Origin of the sequence: Streptomyces sp. NPDC048211, from assembly GCF_043202315.1 — a bacterium.
Classification (GTDB): Bacteria; Actinomycetota; Actinomycetes; order Streptomycetales; family Streptomycetaceae; genus Streptomyces.
Map to the genome: position 1 here is coordinate 1 of NZ_JBIDAD010000022.1, position 19,736 is coordinate 19,736.

Sequence of the window (19,736 nt, forward strand, 5' to 3'; positions counted from 1 at the left end):
AGCCGCGCCCGCAAACACCTCCTGGAGGACCAGCGCGAAAGCGTCGACGCCACCGAACACCGACACCTCCTCGAAGCCTTCGTCAGCGCAGCCCGCACCGGGAACATCGCCTCCCTCGAAACACTCCTCACCCCCGACAGCGCCGGCCCGGCCGCAGGTTCGGGCGTGCGGGCATCCCGGTGAACCGCGGCGCCGCCGGTTCGGCGAAGCGGGTCGGGCCCTTGGGAGCGCTCCCCACCCCGTGGGTGCGCGCGCGACCCGGAGGCCGGCACAGGGGGATCGGAGCCGGACGCCTTCCCGGTGATCGCCACGGGCGGCAGCCCCGTTCGCCGGCGGTTCTGCCGGGGTTCCGGCCGGTGCAGCGGGGTTGTACAGCTGTTTGTCCGGGCTGTACGCGCTGGTGCATGATGGGGACGACCCCGGGCTGATCAGGGTCTGGACCTTGATCTGTGGTGGTGGGCATGTCGGGCAGTGGTACTCCTCGGCGTGCGCCGCGAGGGCGGCACGGCGAGTGCGGGGCCCTGGACCACATGGTCGCCGGCGCCAGAGAGGGCCGGAGCCAGGTACTGGTTCTCCGCGGTGAGGCCGGAGTCGGCAAATCCGCCCTCGTCGAGTACCTGGTGGAGAGCGCGACCGGGTGTCAGGTCCTGCGGGCGGCCGGTGTCGAGTCGGAGATGGAGCTGGCGTTCGCCGGGCTGCACCAGTTGTGCATGCCGGTGATGGGCCGGCTCGACCGGCTTCCCGAACCGCAGCGCAATGCCCTGGCCGTCGCGTTCGGTCTGAGTGTGGGCCATGCTCCGGACCGGTTCATGGTCGGGCTCGCGGTGCTCAGCCTGCTGGCCGAGGCGGCGGAGGAGCAGCCGCTCGTCTGTGTGATCGACGACGCGCAGTGGCTCGACCGGGTCTCCGCGCAGACGCTGGCCTTCGTCGCACGCCGACTGCTCGCGGAGCGGGTGGCGTTGGGGTTCGCGGTGCGCACATCGAACCGTGCGCCGGGTGATGACCCGCTGTCGGCTCTGCCGGAGCTTGTGGTCCGGGGCCTGCGCGACGACGACGCTCGCGCGCTCCTGGACTCGGTGGTTCCGGGCCGGCTGGACGAGCGCGTCCGGGACCGGATCGTCGCCGAGACGCGTGGAAACCCGCTGGCTCTGCTGGAATTGACGAGAGGGCTCACCGCGGATGAGCTGGCCGGCGGGTTCGGGCGCCCGGACGCGCGTCCGCTCGCGAACCAGATCGAGCAGAGTTTCCTGCGGCGCATCGGGTCGCTGCCGGACGACGCGCAGCGGCTGCTGCTCGCGGCGGCGGCCGAGCCGGTGGGGGACGCGCCGCTGCTGAGGCGGGTGGCGGAGCGGCTCGACATCGGGGCGGACGCCGCGGGGGCGGCCGAGGCGGCGGGACTGATCGAGTTCGGTGCACGCGTACGGTTCCGCCATCCTCTGGTGCGCTCGGCGGCCTACCGTGCGGCCGGTCCCGGAGAACGCAGGGACGTGCACCGTGCGCTGGCCGAGGCGACCGATCCCGGCTTCGACCTGGACCGGCAGGCCTGGCACCGTGCCTATGCGGCGGTCGAGCCGGACGAGGCCCTGGCGGTCGACCTGGAGAGCTCGGCAGACCGGGCCCAGGCCCGCGGCGGGATCGCGGCGGCGGCCGCGTTCCTGAGACGCGCCGCCGAGCTGACGCCCGATCCGGTCAGACGCGGGACGAGGGCGACGGCCGCGGCACAGGCCACCTTCGAGTCCGGCGCCCCCGACACGGCACTCGCGCTCCTCGCCGGCACGGAGACGGGCCCGCTGGACGAGGCCCAGCAGACTCGGATGGCCCGGCTCCGCGCCCAGATCGTTCTCGCGCGCAGGCGCGGCGGTGAGGCGCTGCCGTTGCTGCTCGACGCGGCGGGCCGACTGGAGCGCTTCGATGTCGGACAGGCGCGTGAGGCGTACCTGGAAGCCATGGGATCAGCGGTCTACGCAGGCTGCCTGGGCGTGTCTCTCGGGGTGCGGGAGGTGGCCGAGATCGCCCGCGCCGCGCCGCAAGGACCGCGGCCGCCGCAGCTGACGGACGTTCTTCTCGACGGCCTGGCGGCATGGTTCACCGAAGGCTGCGTCGTGGGTGCGGCGCTGTTGCACTCCGCGCTGGCGGAGTTCAGGCGAGCTGCCGAACGCAACGAGGACGACATCATGCGCTGGCTCTGGCTGACATGGCTGGCGGCCGGTGACCTGTGGGACGACGAGACCTGGTACGTACTGAGCAGGCACGCGGTCCGGTCGGCCCGGGAGGCCGGCGCACTCAACTTCCTTCCGCTGGCGCTCTCCTACCGTGCCGCCGTGCACATACACGCCGGAGAGTTCGACATGGCCGGTACGCTGATCGGCGAGGCCACCACCCTCACAGAGGTGACCGGCAACGCGCCGCTCGGCTATTCGATGCTTCTCCTCCTCGCCTGGCGGGGCGAGGACCCCCAGGCGGCGGAGCTGATCGAGGCCGGTGTCCTGCAGGCGACCTCCTGGGGCGAGGGACGGGCGATCGGCGGGGGCCACTATCTGCTCGCGGTGCTGTACAACGGCCTCGGCCGGTACGAGGACGCCCTGGCCAGCGCCGAACCGGCCATGGAGTACGAGGACCTCGGGGTCGCCGGATTCACCGTCTTCGAGCTCGTCGAGGCGGGTGCTCGCAGCGGTGCCCACGAGGCGGCCTCAGCGGCCCTGCGCCGGCTCGAGGAGCTGGCCGAAGCCGGCGGCTCGGACTGGGCTCTTGGCGTCCTGGCCCGGTCGAGAGCGCTGCTCTGCGAGGGCCCGGCCGCCGACCTGCTGTACCGCGAGGCCATCGAGCGCCTCGAACGATGCAGGATCGCGATCCACCTCGCGCGCACCCACCTGGTGTACGGCGAGTGGCTGCGCAGCGTGAACCGGATCCCCGACGCGCGTGAGCATCTGCGCACCGCATACGAGATGCTGCAGGGGTTCGGAGCGGCGGCCTTCGCCGAGCGTGCCCGTCGCGAACTCCTGGCCACCGGCGAGTCCGTACGCCAACGCGCGGTCGACGCTCGTGATGCCCTCACCGCGCAGGAAGCGCAGATCGCCCGGCTGGCCGCCGACGGGATGACGAACCCCGAGATAGGTGCCGAGCTGTTCATCAGCGCGCGCACGGTGGAATGGCACCTGCGGAAGGTTTTCGCCAAGCTGGACGTCAGCTCGCGGAAGAAGCTGCGCGGGGCTCTGGCCCGAGGCTGACGGCGGGCCTGCGCGGAGCCGCTCGGGCCCTGGCGTGCCGCGTCGGCCGTCGGGGGCGCGTCGGCTCCCGTTTCCCGGACACCTCCACCGCGCGCTTCTGCGGTCCGCAGCCGCCGTGGTGCCGTGCCCGGCTGTCTCCGGGCGCGGGGCGCTACGGAGCGCGATCTCTTCACGAGGGTTGACGTGCAGCCGCACGCCCGGTGACCACGCGGGCGCGGGCATGGTCCGTTGGCTCTGCTGTGGTCGGGAAAGGTGAGTCATGATGAGCCATTGGCTCAATGAGCTCGGATTGATTTGAACCATCCGACCACCAGGTGCTGAAATAGGTCTATCAATGGCGCTGCGGGCTCCCCCGGGATCTCTGCGGCGCCTTTCTCATGTCCGGGCTGGTCCGTACGCGACGAGTCCGGCCGGGCCACAGGCGAAGAGGGCGGGACAACTTGCTGAAGACGGCGTTCGTCGCACACGATCCTGGGCGGATCCGGCTGCGGTTCGCGTCCCGGGCCGTCCTGGGCATCGGGCTCGCCGTCGCCCTGTGCGGAGCAGCCGGGCACTCGCTGGCCGCGGCCATCACCGGTGGCCTGGCGGCCCTGCTCGCACTGTTCACGGTGACCGATCCGACGGTGCGCGGGCAGGCGGTCACGACCGCGCTTCTCCCCGTCGTCGGTCTCCCGGTGCTCACGCTGGCCGCCGCGCTGCACGGTGTGCCCGTCGCGCGCGACCTGGCGTTCCTCGCCGTCGTGGGGGCGGGAGTGTACGCGCGGCGGTGGGGACCTCGCGGGCACTCGCTGGGAGTGTTCGCCTTCATGGCCTTCTTCTCGGCCCAGTTCCTGCACACCGTGCCCGGTCAGCTGCCCGAGCTGTACGGGGCCGTGCTGCTGGCGCTTGCCGCGTCGTCCCTGGTGAGGTTCGGGCTGTGGTGCTACGAGCGGCGGCTCGCGGTCCCCGTGGCAGCCGCTCTCCCGGCCGGGGCGGCCGGGCTGGCGAGGATCACGACGCGGCAGGCCGTGCAGGCCACGGCGGGGGCGGGGTTCGCCCTCGCCGTGGGGCAGGTGCTCTCCGATCAGCGTTGGTACTGGGCGGTCGGCGCCACCTGGTGGGTGTTCGTGGCCACGACCTCGCGAGGCGAGACCGTCGTGCGCGGGTTCAGGCGGTTCCTGGGGACGGTGCTCGGCATCGGTCTGGGCTTCGCCGTGGCCGTGCCGCTCCACCACGAGCCGGTCGTGGCCGCCGTCGTCGTGGCGGTGAGCGTGTTCGGGATCTTCTACACCGCGGCCGTCTCCTACACCTGGATGATGCTGGCCGTGACCGTGATGGCGAGCATGCTGTACGGGCTTCTCGGCGTGCTCGACACGGATCTGCTCGTGCTGCGGGTGACCGAGACGGCGGCCGGGGCGCTCGGTGCCGTACTGGCCGTGTTGTTCGTGTTGCCGGTGACGACGCACTCGGTGACCGAGGCGTGGGTGGAGCGGGCGCTGCGGTGCGTGCACACGTGTACGGAGCGGGCCGCTGCCCGGCTCGCCGGAAGCGAGGACGCCGATCCTCACCGGCACGTGGCCGAACTGGAGGCGATCCTCGGCCGGGTGCGCCTGTCGCTCGCGCCGCTGGTGCATCCGCTCAACCCGATGAAGGCACGCAAGCGACGGGCCCGGCAGGTGCTCGCGCTGCTCGACGACTGCGCGCGCGAGGTGCGGGGTCTGGCCTCCGTCGCCGCCGACCCGGAGGCCTCGCACGACGTCCGGCTCGCCGCGGCCTGCTGGCGTGTGGAGGCCGCAGTGGAGGCTCTCACGGATGCGCCGGCCGTCGGGCGGCGTCTCCGACTCGACAGCGCGACGGCCGCGGAGCCGACGGGCACCGAACAGATGTTTACTCACCTTCACGCGTTGGAGCGAGCGCTGCTCGACCTCGCCGTACCCCTGCGGAGGGCCGGCCGCGTTCCGGCCGGCGCCTGAGCCGACGGGCACGGCGGGGTGGGGCGAGCCGGGGGCGCCATGCGGCACGGCGCCACGAGGGACGCCGAGGCCGCCTCCACGGCTTCGTACGGCCCGGTCGGAAGCGGCGTTCGTCGGCACGGGACCGCTGAAATCGGGCGGAGCGGTGAGCCGGCACCGTCTCTCCGGCTCGGATCACCCGGGGTGGGACACCTTGTGGACGGTCGTGTCATCGGGCTTCAGCGGTCGCCCGTCCGCCGACCGGACTTCCAGAGCGCGAAGGGGCTGCCCCTGTCGGCTGTCGACCATCCGGGAGTGGGGTTCGCCGGGGGCGAAGAAGTTCTGTTCACCCCACTGCCTCAGCGCCACGATGACGGGGAAGAGGGCTTTGCCCTTCGGGGTCAGCGCGTACTCGCGGTAGGTGCTGCCGTCCGAAGCGGGGACGGATTCGAGGACGCCGCCGGCGACCAGGGCGCGCAGGCGTGCGGTGAGGATGTTCTTCGCCACCCCGAGGCTGCGCTGGAACTCCCCGAATCGACGGCTCCCGTCGAAGGCGTCTCGCACGATCAGCAGCGACCACCAGTCGCCGATCGCGTCCACTGACCGCGCGACGGGGCAGTCGCTGTCGTCGAAACGCGTCCTTGTCACCATGCCGTCCTCCACTCCCACTCTGGTTGCAAGATGCTACCAAATGACGCTACGGTCCCCACTGGTAGCAAGTTGAAACCAGGTGTGCGGAGGGGTGCTGAATGCTCGACGACCGTGAGGCAGCGAGATCACGGGCCGCGGTCCGTGGCGGTGGAGGCTCCGGGTTCGTCCTGTCCCGCGGCGTCGTCCTGCTGTTCGCCATCGCCTGTGGAACCGCGGTGGCCAACGTCTACTTCGCCCAGCCGCTCCTGGTGACCGTGGGCCACGACCTCGCGATGAGCCCGGCACTTGTCGGCAGCGTCGTCACCCTCACGCACGTCGGATACGGGCTGGGACTCTTCTTCCTCGTGCCGCTGGGCGATGTGGCCGACCGCAGACGCCTCATCGTGACCCAGCTGCTCGTCCTGGTGGTGGCGCTGGCGGCGGTCGCCACCGCCCGCACCTCGGCGATCCTGCTCGCGAGCATGGCCGCGATGGGGCTCCTCGCGGTGGTCACGCAGACGCTGGTGGCCTTCGCGGCGTCACTGGCCCCTGCCGACCGGCGTGGACGCGTCGTCGGCCTGGTGACCAGCGGGGTCGTCGTCGGGATTCTGCTCGCCCGCACCGCGTCCGGCCTCATGGCCGACCTCGCGGGATGGCGCTCCGTCTACCTCGCTTCAGCGGTGCTCACGGCTCTGCTCGCCCTGGTCCTGCACCGGGTGCTGCCGCGCCGCACCGACGCCCCGCCGGCATCCCTGCGTTACGGGCAGCTCCTGCGCTCCACGGTCACCCTGTTCGCGCGGGAACCGCTCCTGCGGCTCCGGGCCCTGCTCGGCCTGCTGATCTTCGCGGCCTTCAGCACCCTGTGGAGCAGCATCGCGCTGCCCCTCAGCAAGCCCCCGTACTCCCTGTCCCACACCGCGATCGGCGCACTGGGGCTGGTCGGAGCCGTCGGCGCCCTGGCCGCGACCGTCGCGGGCCGCCTGAACGACCGCGGACTCTCCCGGCGGACCACCGGCACCGCCCTGGCGCTGCTCACTGCCTCGTGGCTGCCCCTGGCCTTCACCCGCAGCTCGCTCTGGGCCCTGGTCGTCGGCGTGGTCCTCCTCGATCTCGCCGTGCAGGCGGTCCATGTCACCAACCAGACCCTGATCCATGCGTTGCACCCGGACGCGGGCAGCCGGTTGATCGGCGGATACATGGTCTTCTACTCGATCGGCAGCGCCACCGGCGCCATCGCCGCGACCTCCCTCTACGCGGCGGCCGGCTGGGGCGCCGTATGTGTGCTGGGCGCCGCGATCAGCTGCCTCGCCTTCGTGCTCTGGGCGCTCACGCGGCACAGCATCCCGGATCCCACCGCCGAGGCCGCAGTCTGAGGCCGGCCCGCGGCTGCCGGCGTACGGACCGACGAACCGCCCTCCCGTCCGCACCGCGTACCCCTGGTCCAGGGTCCGACCCGCACCCCTGGTCCAGACCAGGGGCGGGCACTGCTACGGTCGCCGCGGAAGATCACGGCGGCCGCCGCCGTCGCGATCAGTCGGCGTGAGAGAGGCAGTGCGGTGGACAGCAACAACAGTGCCGGGCGGGCATACATCGGGTCGTTCACCTCGGCGGGCGGACGCGGTATCACCGTCGCCGCCGTGGACGAGGAGACCGGGGCGCTCACCGTCCTCGGTGCGACGGACGCCGTACCCGACCCCTCCTACCTCGCGCTCGGCCGGGGCACCGGTCCCGGCGGCGCGGTCCTCTACGCGGTCAGCGAGACGGAGAAGGGTGCGGCGGTGGCCCTCGACATCAGTGGCGACATCCCGCGGCCCCTCGGGGAGCCCCGGCCGGTCGACGGCAACGGCCCCACCCACCTCGCACTCGCGGCCGGCCATGTCGTCACCGCCAACTACGGCTCCGGCAGTGTCACCGTCCTGCCCGTGCTCGCGGACGGCGCACTCGGCGCGGCCGGCTGCGTGCTCGCGCACGAGGGAGGCGGCCCGGTCGTCGAACGCCAGGAGGGGCCGCACGCCCACCAGGTCCTCCCCGACCCGTCGGGGAACTGGGTGCTCAGCGTCGACCTCGGCACCGACTCCGTACGGATCTGCGTGCTCGACCCGGACACCGGGAAGCTGCGCCTGCACGGGAAGACGGTGTTGCGGGCCGGCACCGGGCCGCGCCATCTCGCGTTCCACCCCGCGGGTGGTCACGCCTATGTGCTGAACGAGCTGGAGCCCACCGTCACGGTGTGCCGGTGGGACGCCGCGGCCGGGGTCCTGGAAGCCGTGGGCGAGACGTCCGTGCTGCCTGAGGAGGCGCGCGGCGACGCCGCAGGCCCGGCGAGCTATCCGTCCGAGGTCGTCGTCGCGCACGACGGCCGGTTCCTCTGGGCGGCCAACCGCGGGCACGACAGCATCTCCGTCCTCGCCCTCGACGCCACGGGGGAGCGGGCGTCCCTGGTCACGACCGTGAGCTGTGGCGGGCACTGGCCGCGCGACCTCGCCCTCGACCCCACCGGCCGGCGGCTCTACGCGGCCAACGAGAGGTCGGGGAACGTCAGCTGGTTCGCCGTGGACCCGGAGACCGGTGTCCCGGTCCCTGAGGGTTCTCTGGAGGCCCCTGCGGCCTCCTGTGTGATCTTCGCCTGACCGCACGACCGACGAGACGCCCCGGGGCCCGCGAAGGGCCCCGGGGCGTCCGTGCGTCACGCGTGGGCGGGGTGTGCCGGCCGCCCCGCTCCCGCGACGGACGGCGCACCCGGCTCGCGTCCGGGATCAGTGGACCTGGGCCCCCTGCGCCATCGCCGGGGCGATGCCCAGCGTGCTCATGTACATCGACAGCACCAGCTTGCCGATCGCCGGGTACGCGCCGAGCGGCTCGGCGCTCGCGCAGCCGGCCTCCTTCACCGCGGCGTCCAGCAGGCCGTCGGCCACCTCGGGGCCCACCAGGTAGGGGGCCACGGCCAGCTGCAGCGAGCCGGAGCCCTTCAGCTGCTCGGCGATCGAGGCGACCGAGCCCTCGACGTCGAGGGCGGCGGCCATCACGGGCACCGCGAGCCGTGCGGCCAGCAGCATGCCGGTGATCCCCGCGGCCTGCACGGCCTCCTCGCCGCCCACGGTGGCCAGCACGATGCCGTCGGCAGCCGTGGCCACGGTGAACAGCCTGGCGCGGTCCGCACGCGCGAGACCCGCCTCGGAGAGGCGTACATGCAGTGCCTCGGCGAGCAGCGGGTGCGGGCCGAGCACATCGGTCAGCTCGGCCTGGGCCCGGCTCTCCTCGATCGCGAGGCGTATCCGCTGCACCAGCGAGCTGTCGGGTCCCGCGAGCAGCGGCACCACGACGGCGGCCGGGCCCTCGGGCTCGGCGACCTCATGGCCGGCGGCCCTGGCCTGCTCGAAGCGCGCGACGCGCTCGGCGGAGGCATGCGCGACGGCGGAGGCAACGGTGGGGTACTCGGCGTCGTCGCCGTCGAGGTAACCGATCAGGGCGTTCAGACCGGGCAGCTCGGAGCGGGCGATGCTGATCACCTCTTCGGCCAGACTGCGGCTGGCCGAAGAAGGGGTACCGGGAACGGCGAGAACGAGCGCGGCAGCGCCTTCAGGTGCGACCACGGGCTCCGGGCGGCGGTGCCGTCCGGACTGGCGAGGTCGCGGCATTCGTACAGGCAGGCCGGAAGCGGGCCCAGTGGGGGTGCTCATGGCGCCGCATGCTACTGGTTTTGGGTAGCCCGCTGCTCGGGGAGGGTCCGGTCGCGCGTTGTCTGTCCGCATTTATCCGATGAGCGGCTTACTGGTTGACTGCCCTGCTCTGTCACCTCACGGCATGGCCGGTTTCCGGGGTGGATACGGTGACCCGGAGCAGCGTGGGATGGAGCGGCAGCCGGAGCCGCTCCGTGGCCAGCGCCTGCGCGATGCGCAGCGAACCGGTCAGCGGATCACCCGAACCGGGGACCGCCCGCGCGTGCGGAAGCTGCCGCGCCAGTTCCTCGCGCAACGGTACGAGCAGCGGCTCGCCCATCCGGAACAAGCCACCCGTCAGCGCCACTTCGCACTCCGCGTCGTCCGCCCCGGCCTTCGGGCACACCGCCGCGGCCGCTGCGGCAATGTGTTCGGCCGCGTCGCGGAGGATTCCTTCGGCGACGGGATCGTGGGCGGCACACGCGGCCACCTCAGGAGCGAACGAGGCGAGCACCGCGGGCCGGTCGGTACGCGGATAGAGCCGGCCGGGCAGTTCCGGCGCCGGGCCGAACACCGCTTCCAGCCTGGCCAGCAGGGCCGGGGAGCCGCCGCGGCGCCCGTCGTGGGCGCGCATCGCCGCGTCGAGTCCGGCCCGCCCGATCCAGGCGCCGCCTCCGCTGTCGCCCAGCAGGTGGCCCCAGCCGTCGGCCCGCCGCCACTGCGTCAGATCCGTACCCAGCGCGATCAGCCCGGTGCCGCCCGCCACGACCGCGCCGGGCCGCTGTCCGACCGCCCCGGCGTAGGCGGTCACCGCGTCGGCGGCGAGCGCCAGCTGCCGCAGCCCGAGCGCGTCCGCCAGGGCCGAGGGCAGTTCGGCGCGCAACTGCTCGCCGAGCGTGGCCATGCCCGCCGCCCCGATCGCCGCGGCTGCGATCCGGCCTCCGCCGCCGTGCCGGGCGAGCAGCTGCCGGGCCGTGGGCAGCAGTTGTTCGAGGAGGTGGGCGGCGTCGATACCCAGGGGCCCGGTCCGGACCGGCTCGGCGCACATCGCCGTGTCCAGGGGCGCGTCCCCGTCCACGGTGCCCAGCGCCACCCTCAGCCCGGAACCGCCGGAGTCGACCCCGAGGACGTACTCCCCGGGCGCGTGCCGGTGTGACTCCATGGAGCGGCTCCCGTAAGCAGAGGAATGACGGCGGCAGCCTATCCCCAGGTCCTTCGCCGGTCGTCCGTGGTGCCGCTGAGGACCGTACCGGCGGGCGTGCTCACCGAGGGGCGGGGGAGCCGGGGGAGACCCGCCGTTGCGCCGGTAGGGTGATCCATGTGACAGCGCGACCGTTGAACGAAGTTGTGGAGCCCGGCTGGGCTCGGGCGTTGGCCCCCGTGGCGGGACGCATCGCCGAGATGGGGGACTTCCTGCGTGCGGAGGTCGCGGCCGGGCGTACGTACCTGCCGTCGGGAGCGAACGTGCTGCGCGCGTTCCAGCAGCCCTTCGACGAGGTGCGCGTACTGATCGTCGGTCAGGACCCCTACCCCACACCGGGCATGGCCATCGGGCTCAGCTTCGCGGTCGCGCCCGAGGTCCGACAGCTTCCGGGCAGTCTGGAGAACATCTACCGCGAGCTGCACACGGACCTGGGGCTGCCCCGCCCGTCGAACGGTGATCTGACGCCGTGGACGCGGCAGGGCGTGCTGCTGCTGAACAGGGCGCTGACGACCGCACCCCGCAAGCCCGCCGCCCACCGGGGCAAGGGCTGGGAAGAGGTCACCGAGCAGGCCATCCGGGCACTGGTCGCGCGGGGCACCCCGCTGGTGTCCGTCCTGTGGGGCCGCGACGCACGCAATCTGCTGCCTTCGCTGGGCAGCTTCCCGGCGATCGAGTCCGCCCACCCGTCCCCGATGTCGGCGGACCGCGGCTTCTTCGGTTCGCGCCCCTTCAGCAGGGCCAACGAGCTGCTGGCCCGCCAGGGGGCGCAGCCGGTGGACTGGCGCCTTCCTTAAGGGCGGGCGGGCCTTCCGCCGCCGGGGCGCCGCTCGCGCTCAGCCGATGGCCGCCGCCCGGACGCACAGGACGTCCGGGAGGTGCGAGGCGAGCTGCTGCCAGCTGTCCCCGTCGTCCGCGCTCGCGTAGACCTCGCCGTTGCGGTTGCCGAAGTACACACCGGCCGGATCGGCGTCGTCCGTACAGAGGGCGTCGCGCAGCACCGTGCCGTAATGCGCGCCGTCCGGCAGGCCCGATGTCAGGGGTTCCCAGCTCTGGCCCGCGTCGGTGGTCCGGAAGACCCGGCAGCGGTGCTCGGCCGGCACCCGGTCGGCGTCGGCGTTGATCGGGAAGAGGTACGCCGTGTCCGCGCGGTGCGGGTGTGCGGCCACCGCGAAGCCGAAGTCGGAGGGCAGGCCCGCGCCGATGTCCGTCCAGTGGCCGCCGGCGTCGTCGCTGCGGAACACTCCCCAGTGGTTCTGGAGGTAGAGCCGGTCGGGATCGACGGCGTCCCGGCTGACCTTGTGGACGCACTGGCCGAACTCCGGATCGGGGTCGGGCAGGAAGACCGCCGACACTCCCTTGTTGGCCGGGGCCCAGCTCTCGCCGCCGTCCGCCGTCCTGAAGACCCCGGCGGTGGAGACGGCCACCGTGACCGCCCGCGGGTCCCGCTCGTCGGTCAGGACCGTGTGCAGCCCCTCGCCGCCTCCGCCCGGCACCCACTTCGAGCGGGTGGGGTGCTCCCAGAGCGGGCGCACGAGCTCGAAGGACTCGCCCCTGTCCCGCGAACGGAACAGGGCGGCCGGCTCGGTGCCCGCGTACACGACATCGGGTGCCTCGGGGCCCGCCGGGTGCAACTGCCACACCCGCTCCAGCGACGTCCCGGTGAACTCCGGGAACTTCACGGCCGGTTGCGCCGGCTCGACCCAGGTCGTGCCCAGGTCGTCGGAGTGGAAGACGGACGGCCCCCAGTGCGCGCTGTCGCCGCCCACCAGGAGCCGGGGAACACCGCCGCGCTTGTCGATGGCGATCGAGTAGATGGCCTGCGCATGGAAATGCGGATCGCCGAACTCCCATGCCCCGTCGCGTCTGCGGCCGATGAAGAGCCCCTTGCGGGTGCCGACGGTGAGCAGAACATCGGTCATGACGAACCTCCCGAAACGCCGTTGTGCCGGACAGGAGCCAGTCTGCACCCGGTCACTGACAGCGGCGCGCAGGACAGCTCCGGACACCGCCGCTTCCGCGGCGGGCGGCGGTTCCGCGCGACGGGAGCCCTCGCGCGGACGGTCCGGACGGGTCAGCGCCCCTAGGGCGTGTTGTGAGAGTCCCGTCTGGCTCGCGCCGCCTGGCACGGCACCTCGCCGCGTTGTCGGGGTCGCCCGAGTACGTCCAGTACGCGGGCGACCCTCCGCCTTGCGATGCACCGCACCGGACGCCGCGAGCCCCGCCCTCCGGGCGGACGACGCTACTTTCAAAACACGCCCTAGGCGCCCGCGGGGGCGGCCGTGCTGCTGCGCACCACCAGGTTGGTGGCCAGGTCGACCCGGGTGGTCGCGGGCTGCCGGCCGCGTCCGAGGTCGAGCACCAGCCGGGCCGCGGTCTCGGCCATCTCTATGAGCGGCTGGCGCACCGTGGTGAGCGGCGGCCCGATCCACCGGGTCAGCGGCAGGTCGTCGAAGCCGACCACGCTGAGGTCCTCGGGGATGCGCAGTCCCAGTTCGCGCGCGGCCTCGTACACACCGAGCGCCTGCAGGTCGTTCCCGGCGAAGATGGCGGTCGGCCGGTCGGCCATGCGCAGCAGCTCCATGCCCGTGGCGTAACCGGCCTCGTGCTGGAACTCGCCCTCGCGGACCAGCCCCGGGTCGATCGGCAGGCCCGCCGTCTCCAGCGCGGCCCGGTAGCCGTCCACCCGGGCGCGACTGCACATCATGCGCGACGGGCCGCTGATGACCCCGATCCTGCGGTGCCCGAGCCCGGTGAGATGGCGGGTGGCGGCCAGCCCGCCCTGCCAGTTCGTCGTCCCGACGGACGGGACGTCGTCCCCGGGATCGCCGGCCGGGTCGACCACCGCGTACGGGATGCTGCGGCTGGTCAGCTGCGCGCGCTGGGCGGCGGTGAGGTCCGACAGGACCAGGATCACCCCGACCGGCCTGCGGGCCAGCACGCCGTCCACCCAGGTCTGCCCCGGGGTGAGGCGCCCCGCGCTCTCCGAGAGCACCAGACTCAGGCCCTCCTCGCGCGCGACGTTCTCCACCCCTCGCACGACCTCCATGGCCCATGCGCTGTCCAGCTCGTGGAAGACGAGATCGATCAGCTGCGACTGGGTCGTGGAGCCTCGTCTGCGGCGGTAGCCGTGCAGGAGCAGCAGCTCCTCCACCTTGGTGCGCGTGCCAGGGGCGACGTCGGCACGCCCGTTCAGCACTTTCGAAACTGTCGGAGCCGAGACTCCGGCCGCTCGGGCGATTTCCGCCAGGGTGGCGGTGCCGTCCGACGACTCGCCGGCAGGCGCATTCTCCTGATGTGACTGGACGTTTGCGGGGCTCATACAGGGAATCGTAACTGCCCGCCGCCGACAGCGAGGGGTGGGGCTCCGAGGAAAATTCCCTCGCCCGGACCTCTTGACTGGCCCGAAACACGACCGTACGGTTCCGGCAACATTCGCAAGCAGGGCCGAAACATTCGACAGAGGTGCGGTCATGGGGTCGGGAATTTTCACTCAGAGTACGCGTGCGGCGAGATGGACCGCGGCTGGTGCGGCGATGGTCATGGCGGGCGTGCTGGCGGGCTGCGGATCGGACGGCGGCAGCGGCGGCGGTGGCGACACCATCACGGCGTACGTCTACGGCGACGACGCGGTCAAGGTGCAGGAAGCCGCGGTCACGGAGTTCAACAAGACCTCGAAGGTCAAGGTCAAGCTCGTTCCGGTTCCGGGCACCGAATACGTCAACAAGCTGCGGAGCGCCATGGGCTCCCCGAGCGCCCCCGACATCTTCTTCAACTGGGGCGGCGGCTCGATCAAGCCGTACGTCGACGCCAAGCAGCTGGTCGACCTCACGTCGACGGTGAAGAACGACGCCACGCTCAAGGACGGCTTCCTGCCGTCGATCGTCACCGCCGGCGGCCTCGACGGGAAGACCTACGGCATTCCCATGCGCGGCATGCAGCCCGTGATGCTCTTCTACAACAAGTCCCTCTTCGCCGAGAACCACGTCGAGCCCCCCAAGACGTGGGAGGACCTGCAGAAGGCCATCACCACCTTCAAGGGCAAGGGCATCACCCCGTTCGCCCTGGGCGGCTCCGACAAGTGGCCCGAGCTGATGTGGATGGAGTACCTGCTGGACCGGATCGGCGGCCCCGACGTCTTCCGGAAGATCCAGAACGGCGACACCTCCGGCTGGGGCGACCCGGCCGTGCTCAAGACGGCCCAGACCGTCAAGCAGCTCATCGACGACGGCGCCTTCGGCAAGAACTTCAACTCCGTCGACTACGGCAACGGAGGCGCGCCCACCCTGCTCAACAAGGGCAAGGCCGCCATGCACCTGATGGGCTCGTGGGAGTACTCGACCCAGCTGGGCAAGGCGCCCGAGTTCGCCAAGAAGGACCTCGGCTGGACGGCGTTCCCGACCGTGTCCGGCGGCGTCGGTGACGCGGCTAACGTGGTGGGCAACCCCACCAACTACTGGTCGGTCAACGCCCGGACCAAGCACAAGGACGCGGCCATAGCCTTCCTGAAGGCCATGGCGGCCAAGTCCTACAGCAAGGCTCTCGTCGACAACGGTGACGTCCCGACCACGTCGAACGCCGCCTCGATGCTGAGCGGCTCGCCCAACCCGAAGTTCGCCACCGACCAGTACGACATGGTCCAGAAGGCCCCGGACTTCACCCTCTCCTGGGACCAGGCACTGGAGTCCCGGTACGCCACCCCGCTGCTCACCGAGATCAGCAAGCTGTTCGCCGGTAAGTCGACCCCGGAGCAGTTCGTCGCCGCGATGAAGGCCGTCAAGTAACAATGTCCCCTGTCTCTTCGTACAAAAGGGTGCGCGGAGGAAGGAAGGCGGCCGCCGGTAACGTCGGCCGCCCCCCGGTCGCCTGGGCGGTGCCCGGCATCCTCTTCTTCGCCCTCTTCGCGATCGTCCCACTCGCGATCGCCGTCTACCTCTCCTTCTGCCACTGGGACGGGCTGAACTCCCCGACACCCGTCGGCGTGGACAACTGGACCCGGCTGTTCAAGGACCCGGAGTTCCGGCAGGCCGCGTGGCTCAGCCTGCTCCTCACCGCGATCAGCTGGGCGTTCCAGACCCCGGTGGCGCTGCTGCTCGGCGTCTGGGCGGCGGGCAGGCAGCGCAGCCGGGCCGTGCTCTCGGCGGTCTTCTTCATCCCGCTGCTGCTCTCCACCACGGCCATCGCCATGCTGTTCCACGCGCTGCTCGACCCCAACTTCGGTGTCATCAAGACGATCGGACCCTGGTTCGGCATCGATCCGAACATCATGGGCTCGTCCACCGGCGCACTGCTCACCGTGGCCTTCGTCGGCGGCTGGCAGTTCATGCCGTTCCACACCCTGATCTACCAGGGCGGCACCCGGCAGATTCCCCAGGTCCTGTATCAGGCCGCGGAGATCGACGGCGCCGGCATGCTCCGCCAGTTCTTCCACATCACCCTGCCGCAACTGCGCAACACCATCACGACCTCCTCGGTCCTGATGATCGTCGGCTCGCTGACGTACTTCGACACCGTGCTGATCATGACCAAGGGCGGTCCTGGCACGGACACCACCGTGCTGCCGTATCTGATGTACCGGACCGGCTTCCAGACCTACGACCTCGGCTACGCCGCGGCGATCGCCACGGCCCTCGTCGTGGTGGCCACCGCCCTGTCGCTGATCCTGGTCCGCTTCAGCGGCTTCGGGAACATGCGGTCCACCCGGGAAGGTATGTGACGAGATGTCAATCGACACCCGCCCCGTGGCACGCCCCACGTCGCCCGTGACCCGGAGCCGGCAGGCCGCCGCCCGGCGCCGCCGGAAGTGGGGCAACCCCCTGGCCGGCCTGGGCTCGCTGGTATGGCTGCTGCTCGTCATCGTCCCGCTCTACACGCTGGTCTCCTCGTCGCTCATGCACCAGGACGAGGCTCTCAACGGCGATCCGCTGGCCGTCCCTACCGACCCGACACTCGACAACTACCGCACCGTGCTCGACAGCGGCTTCTCCACGATGCTCACCAACACGGCCATCGTCGCCGTGGCCACGGTGGCCATCGTCCTGCTGCTCTCGGTGCCCGTCGCGTACGTCGCGGTACGGACCCGCAGCCGGCTGTCCTCGCTCGCCTTCCGGACCTTCCTGCTCGGCGTGGCCATCCCCGCGCAGGCGGTCATCGTGCCGCTCTACCTGCTGATCAGCAAGATGGGTCTGTACGACAGCCTGCCGGCCATCATCCTGCCGACCGCCGCGTTCGCGATGCCGGTGGCCGTGCTGATCCTCAGCGGCACGATGCGTGACGTCTCCGAGGAGATGTACGAGGCGATGGCACTCGACGGCGCGAGCCCTCTGCGGATGCTGTGGCAGCTGGCGATCCCCATGTCCAAGGCGGGCATCAGCACCGTGGCCATCTACACGGCGCTCCAGGCGTGGAACGGCTTCCTGTTCCCGCTGATCCTGACCCAGTCGGAGGAGAACCGGGTGCTCACGCTGGGCCTTTTCAATTTCATGTCCCAGTTCGGAGTCAACGTGCCGGCCATCCTGGCCGCGATCGTGCTCTCCGTCGTGCCTATCTTCGCCGTGTACCTGGTGGCGCGGAAGGCGCTGGTCAACGGACTGATGGGGGTGGGCGGCAAGTAGCGCTCCACGCCGCCCCGCACCACCGCACTCATGAGAGGAACCCCTGCCCCCATGGCAATCCCCGCTGTCCCGCACGCCCGCAGCACCGGAGCGTCCCCGGCCGTCGACGGCCCGTGGCGCGACCCCTCCCTCACTCCCGAGGAGCGGGTGGCCGATCTGGTCCCCCGGATGACCCTGGAGGAGAAGGCCGCCCAGCTGTACGGCATCTGGGTGGGTGCCGACTCCGACGGCGACGGGGTCGCCCCGCACCAGAACGACATGGTCGACCCGGTGGACTGGGACGACCTGACCACCCGCGGCCTCGGCCAGCTCACCCGGCCCTTCGGCACCGCCCCCGTCGACCCCGGCGTCGGTGCCCTCGCCCTGGCCCGCGCCCAGGGCCGCATCGTCGAGGCCGGCCGCTTCGGCATCCCGGCCCTCGCCCACGAGGAGTGCCTGGCCGGGTTCACCGCCTGGGGCGCCACCGCCTACCCCGTACCCCTGTCGTGGGGCGCGGCCTGGAACCCGGACCTGGTCACCGAGATGGCCCACCGGATCGGGGCCGACATGCGTGCCGTCGGCGTCCACCAGGGACTGGCTCCCGTCCTTGACGTGGTGCGCGACCTGCGCTGGGGCCGGGTCGAGGAGACCATCGGCGAGGACCCCTATCTGGTGGCCACCATCGGCACCGCCTACGTCCGCGGCCTGGAGTCCGCCGGGATCGTCTCCACGCTGAAGCACTTCGCCGGATACGCGGCCTCCGCCGGCGCCCGCAACCTCTCGCCGGTGCGGGCCGGGGCCCGAGAGATGGCGGACGTGATCCTGCCGCCCTTCGAGATGGCGCTGCGGGAAGGCGGGGCGCGTTCGGTGATGCACTCGTACGCCGAGGTCGACGGTGTGCCCGCGGCCGCCGACCCGGCCCTGCTGACCGGCCTCCTCCGGGACACCTGGGGATTCACCGGGACCGTCGTCGCCGACTACTTCGGCATCGGCTTCCTGGAGACCCTGCACAAGGTCGCCGCCGACCGTGCGGACGCCGCCCGGCTCGCACTGGGAGCCGGCGTCGACGTGGAACTGCCCACCGTGCGCAGTTACGGTGACGTCCTCGTCGCCGCCGTCCGGGACGGGGCGGTGGACGAGTCGCTCGTCGACCGCGCGCTGCGCCGCGTCCTGCTCCAGAAGTGCGAACTCGGGCTGCTCGACCCCGACTGGTCGCCGCTGCCCGTCGCGCTGAAGGGTGCGGACCCCGAGCAGGCCCGTGACACCGTCGACCTCGACCCGCCGGAGAACAGGGCCCTGGCCCGCGAGCTCGCCGAACAGGCCTGTGTGCTGCTCGCCAACCCCGGCGGCACGCTGCCGCTGCGCGACGCGGGGCGGATCGCCGTGGTCGGGCCGCGAGCCGACGACGCACTCGCCATGCTCGGCTGCTACTCCTTCCCCAGCCACGTCGGCGTCTCGCATCCCGAGTTCGCGATGGGCATCGACGTGCCGACGGTGCTGGAGTCCGTGCGCGGGGAGTTCCCCGGCTCAGGCGTCGACTTCGCCGCCGGCTGCGACGTCGACGGCACCGACACCTCCGGGATCGCGGACGCCGTCCGGCTCGCCGGTGACGCCGACGTCTGCGTTGCCGTGCTCGGAGACCGGGCCGGTCTCTTCGGCCGCGGTACGTCCGGCGAGGGCTGCGACGCGGCGGATCTGTCGCTGCCCGGTGTGCAGGGCGAGCTCCTCGACGCCCTGCTGGCCACCGGCACCCCGGTGGTCCTGGTGCTGCTGACGGGCCGCCCGTACGGGCTGGGCCGCTGGGCGGACCGGACGGCGGCCGTCGTGCAGGCCTTCTTCCCCGGTGAGGAGGGCGGTCCCGCGCTGGCCGGGGTGCTCTCCGGCCGCGTCAATCCCTCCGGCCGGCTGCCGGTGGGCGTTCCGCAGGGTCCGGGCGGTCAGCCGTGGACGTATCTGCAGCCGCCGCTCGGGCTGGTGAGCGGGGTCAGCAACCTGGACCCCACACCGCTCTACGCCTTCGGACACGGCCTGTCGTACACGACCTTCGACTGGGAGCCGGGCGATCCCGCGCCGGCCGAGATCGCCACCGACGGCTCCACCGACGTCGAGGTCACGGTCCGCAACACCGGGGAGCGCGAGGGCGCGGAAGTGGTGCAGCTCTACCTTCACGACCCGGTGGCCCAGACGACCCGGCCGCAGGCACGGCTGATCGGCTACGCCAGGGTCCCGCTCGCCGCAGGCGAGGCGGCCAGGGTCCGGTTCCGCTTCCACGCGGACCTGGCGTCCTTCACCGGCATCGGCGGCCGTCGGGTCGTCGAGCCCGGCGAGCTCGAACTGCGGCTCGCCGCCTCCAGCGACGAGGCCGACGTGCGCCGGACCGTGCGGATCCGGCTCACCGGACCCGAGCGCATCGTCGACCACCGGCGACAGCTTGTCTGCGGCACCTCGGTCGAGCCCGCCCCCGTACCGGAGCCGGCCGCGCGCTGACCGGCACC

Annotated in this window: 14 protein-coding genes and 1 pseudogene; 10 read left to right on the top strand and 5 right to left on the bottom strand. The window is 72.0% G+C overall.

Features of this window, described 5'->3' with window-relative positions; translation table 11 throughout:
* The 3 genes and pseudogenes from ACGFZA_RS39330 to ACGFZA_RS39340 form a co-directional block, all read left to right on the top strand.
* Window positions 1-183: pseudogene (locus ACGFZA_RS39330) on the top strand (RNA polymerase subunit sigma-24); the annotation flags it as partial.
* A 278-nt stretch (window positions 184-461) separates the two neighbouring features.
* The gene (locus ACGFZA_RS39335) at window positions 462-3,227 is read left to right on the top strand and encodes an ATP-binding protein (RefSeq protein ID WP_393685605.1); all 2,766 of its coding nucleotides are present in this window, start codon (window positions 462-464) and stop codon (window positions 3,225-3,227) included.
* 440 nt (window positions 3,228-3,667) lie between these two features.
* Window positions 3,668-5,179: an FUSC family protein gene (locus tag ACGFZA_RS39340; protein ID WP_393685607.1), complete on the top strand. Its 1,512-nt coding sequence runs from the start codon at window positions 3,668-3,670 to the stop codon at window positions 5,177-5,179.
* Window positions 5,180-5,353: 174 nt separating this feature from the next.
* Here ACGFZA_RS39340 and ACGFZA_RS39345 read toward each other — a convergent pair whose 3' ends face one another.
* Window positions 5,354-5,809, bottom strand: coding sequence for a winged helix-turn-helix transcriptional regulator (locus tag ACGFZA_RS39345; protein WP_385282424.1), 456 nt, complete (start codon window positions 5,807-5,809; stop codon window positions 5,354-5,356).
* Window positions 5,810-5,907: 98 nt separating this feature from the next.
* On the opposite strand from ACGFZA_RS39345, the gene ACGFZA_RS39350 reads away from it, so the two are divergent.
* Both ACGFZA_RS39350 and ACGFZA_RS39355 read left to right on the top strand, forming a co-directional pair.
* Entirely contained in the window at window positions 5,908-7,161 is a 1,254-nt protein-coding gene (locus ACGFZA_RS39350; RefSeq protein WP_393685609.1) for an MFS transporter, read from the top strand.
* Window positions 7,162-7,344: 183 nt separating this feature from the next.
* Complete coding sequence (locus tag ACGFZA_RS39355) at window positions 7,345-8,418, top strand: lactonase family protein (protein ID WP_393685611.1); 1,074 nt, start codon at window positions 7,345-7,347, stop codon at window positions 8,416-8,418.
* A gap of 126 nt (window positions 8,419-8,544) precedes the next feature.
* Here the strand turns inward: ACGFZA_RS39355 and ACGFZA_RS39360 are convergent, their stop codons facing one another.
* Window positions 8,545-9,468, bottom strand: coding sequence for a sirohydrochlorin chelatase (locus ACGFZA_RS39360; protein ID WP_385282415.1), 924 nt, complete (start codon window positions 9,466-9,468; stop codon window positions 8,545-8,547).
* 112 nt (window positions 9,469-9,580) lie between these two features.
* Window positions 9,581-10,609, bottom strand: a complete 1,029-nt coding sequence (locus ACGFZA_RS39365; protein ID WP_385282412.1) for an N-acetylglucosamine kinase — start codon at window positions 10,607-10,609, stop codon at window positions 9,581-9,583.
* Between the two features lie 158 nt (window positions 10,610-10,767).
* Between ACGFZA_RS39365 and ACGFZA_RS39370 the strand changes: the two genes are divergently transcribed.
* Window positions 10,768-11,445 carry a uracil-DNA glycosylase gene (locus ACGFZA_RS39370; RefSeq protein WP_385282409.1) on the top strand — a complete coding sequence of 226 codons (678 nt, stop codon included), beginning with the start codon at window positions 10,768-10,770 and terminating at the stop codon, window positions 11,443-11,445.
* A 39-nt stretch (window positions 11,446-11,484) separates the two neighbouring features.
* On the opposite strand, the gene ACGFZA_RS39375 is transcribed toward ACGFZA_RS39370, so the two are convergent.
* Entirely contained in the window at window positions 11,485-12,570 is a 1,086-nt protein-coding gene (locus ACGFZA_RS39375; RefSeq protein WP_393685614.1) for a WD40/YVTN/BNR-like repeat-containing protein, read from the bottom strand.
* 338 nt (window positions 12,571-12,908) lie between these two features.
* Entirely contained in the window at window positions 12,909-13,970 is a 1,062-nt protein-coding gene (locus ACGFZA_RS39380; protein ID WP_385282403.1) for a LacI family DNA-binding transcriptional regulator, read from the bottom strand.
* Window positions 13,971-14,184: 214 nt separating this feature from the next.
* On the opposite strand from ACGFZA_RS39380, the gene ACGFZA_RS39385 reads away from it, so the two are divergent.
* From ACGFZA_RS39385 to ACGFZA_RS39400, 4 genes are read left to right on the top strand one after another with little or no spacing between them, the layout of a single operon-like run.
* The gene (locus tag ACGFZA_RS39385) at window positions 14,185-15,432 is read left to right on the top strand and encodes an extracellular solute-binding protein (RefSeq protein WP_393685672.1); all 1,248 of its coding nucleotides are present in this window, start codon (window positions 14,185-14,187) and stop codon (window positions 15,430-15,432) included.
* A 2-nt stretch (window positions 15,433-15,434) separates the two neighbouring features.
* Window positions 15,435-16,364, top strand: a complete 930-nt coding sequence (locus ACGFZA_RS39390; RefSeq protein WP_393685617.1) for a carbohydrate ABC transporter permease — start codon at window positions 15,435-15,437, stop codon at window positions 16,362-16,364.
* A 4-nt stretch (window positions 16,365-16,368) separates the two neighbouring features.
* On the top strand, window positions 16,369-17,262 hold the full coding sequence (locus ACGFZA_RS39395; protein WP_393685619.1) for a carbohydrate ABC transporter permease: 894 nt from the start codon (window positions 16,369-16,371) through the stop codon (window positions 17,260-17,262).
* Between the two features lie 51 nt (window positions 17,263-17,313).
* The gene (locus ACGFZA_RS39400) at window positions 17,314-19,728 is read left to right on the top strand and encodes a glycoside hydrolase family 3 N-terminal domain-containing protein (RefSeq protein WP_385282395.1); all 2,415 of its coding nucleotides are present in this window, start codon (window positions 17,314-17,316) and stop codon (window positions 19,726-19,728) included.
* Window positions 19,729-19,736 lie beyond the last annotated feature (8 nt).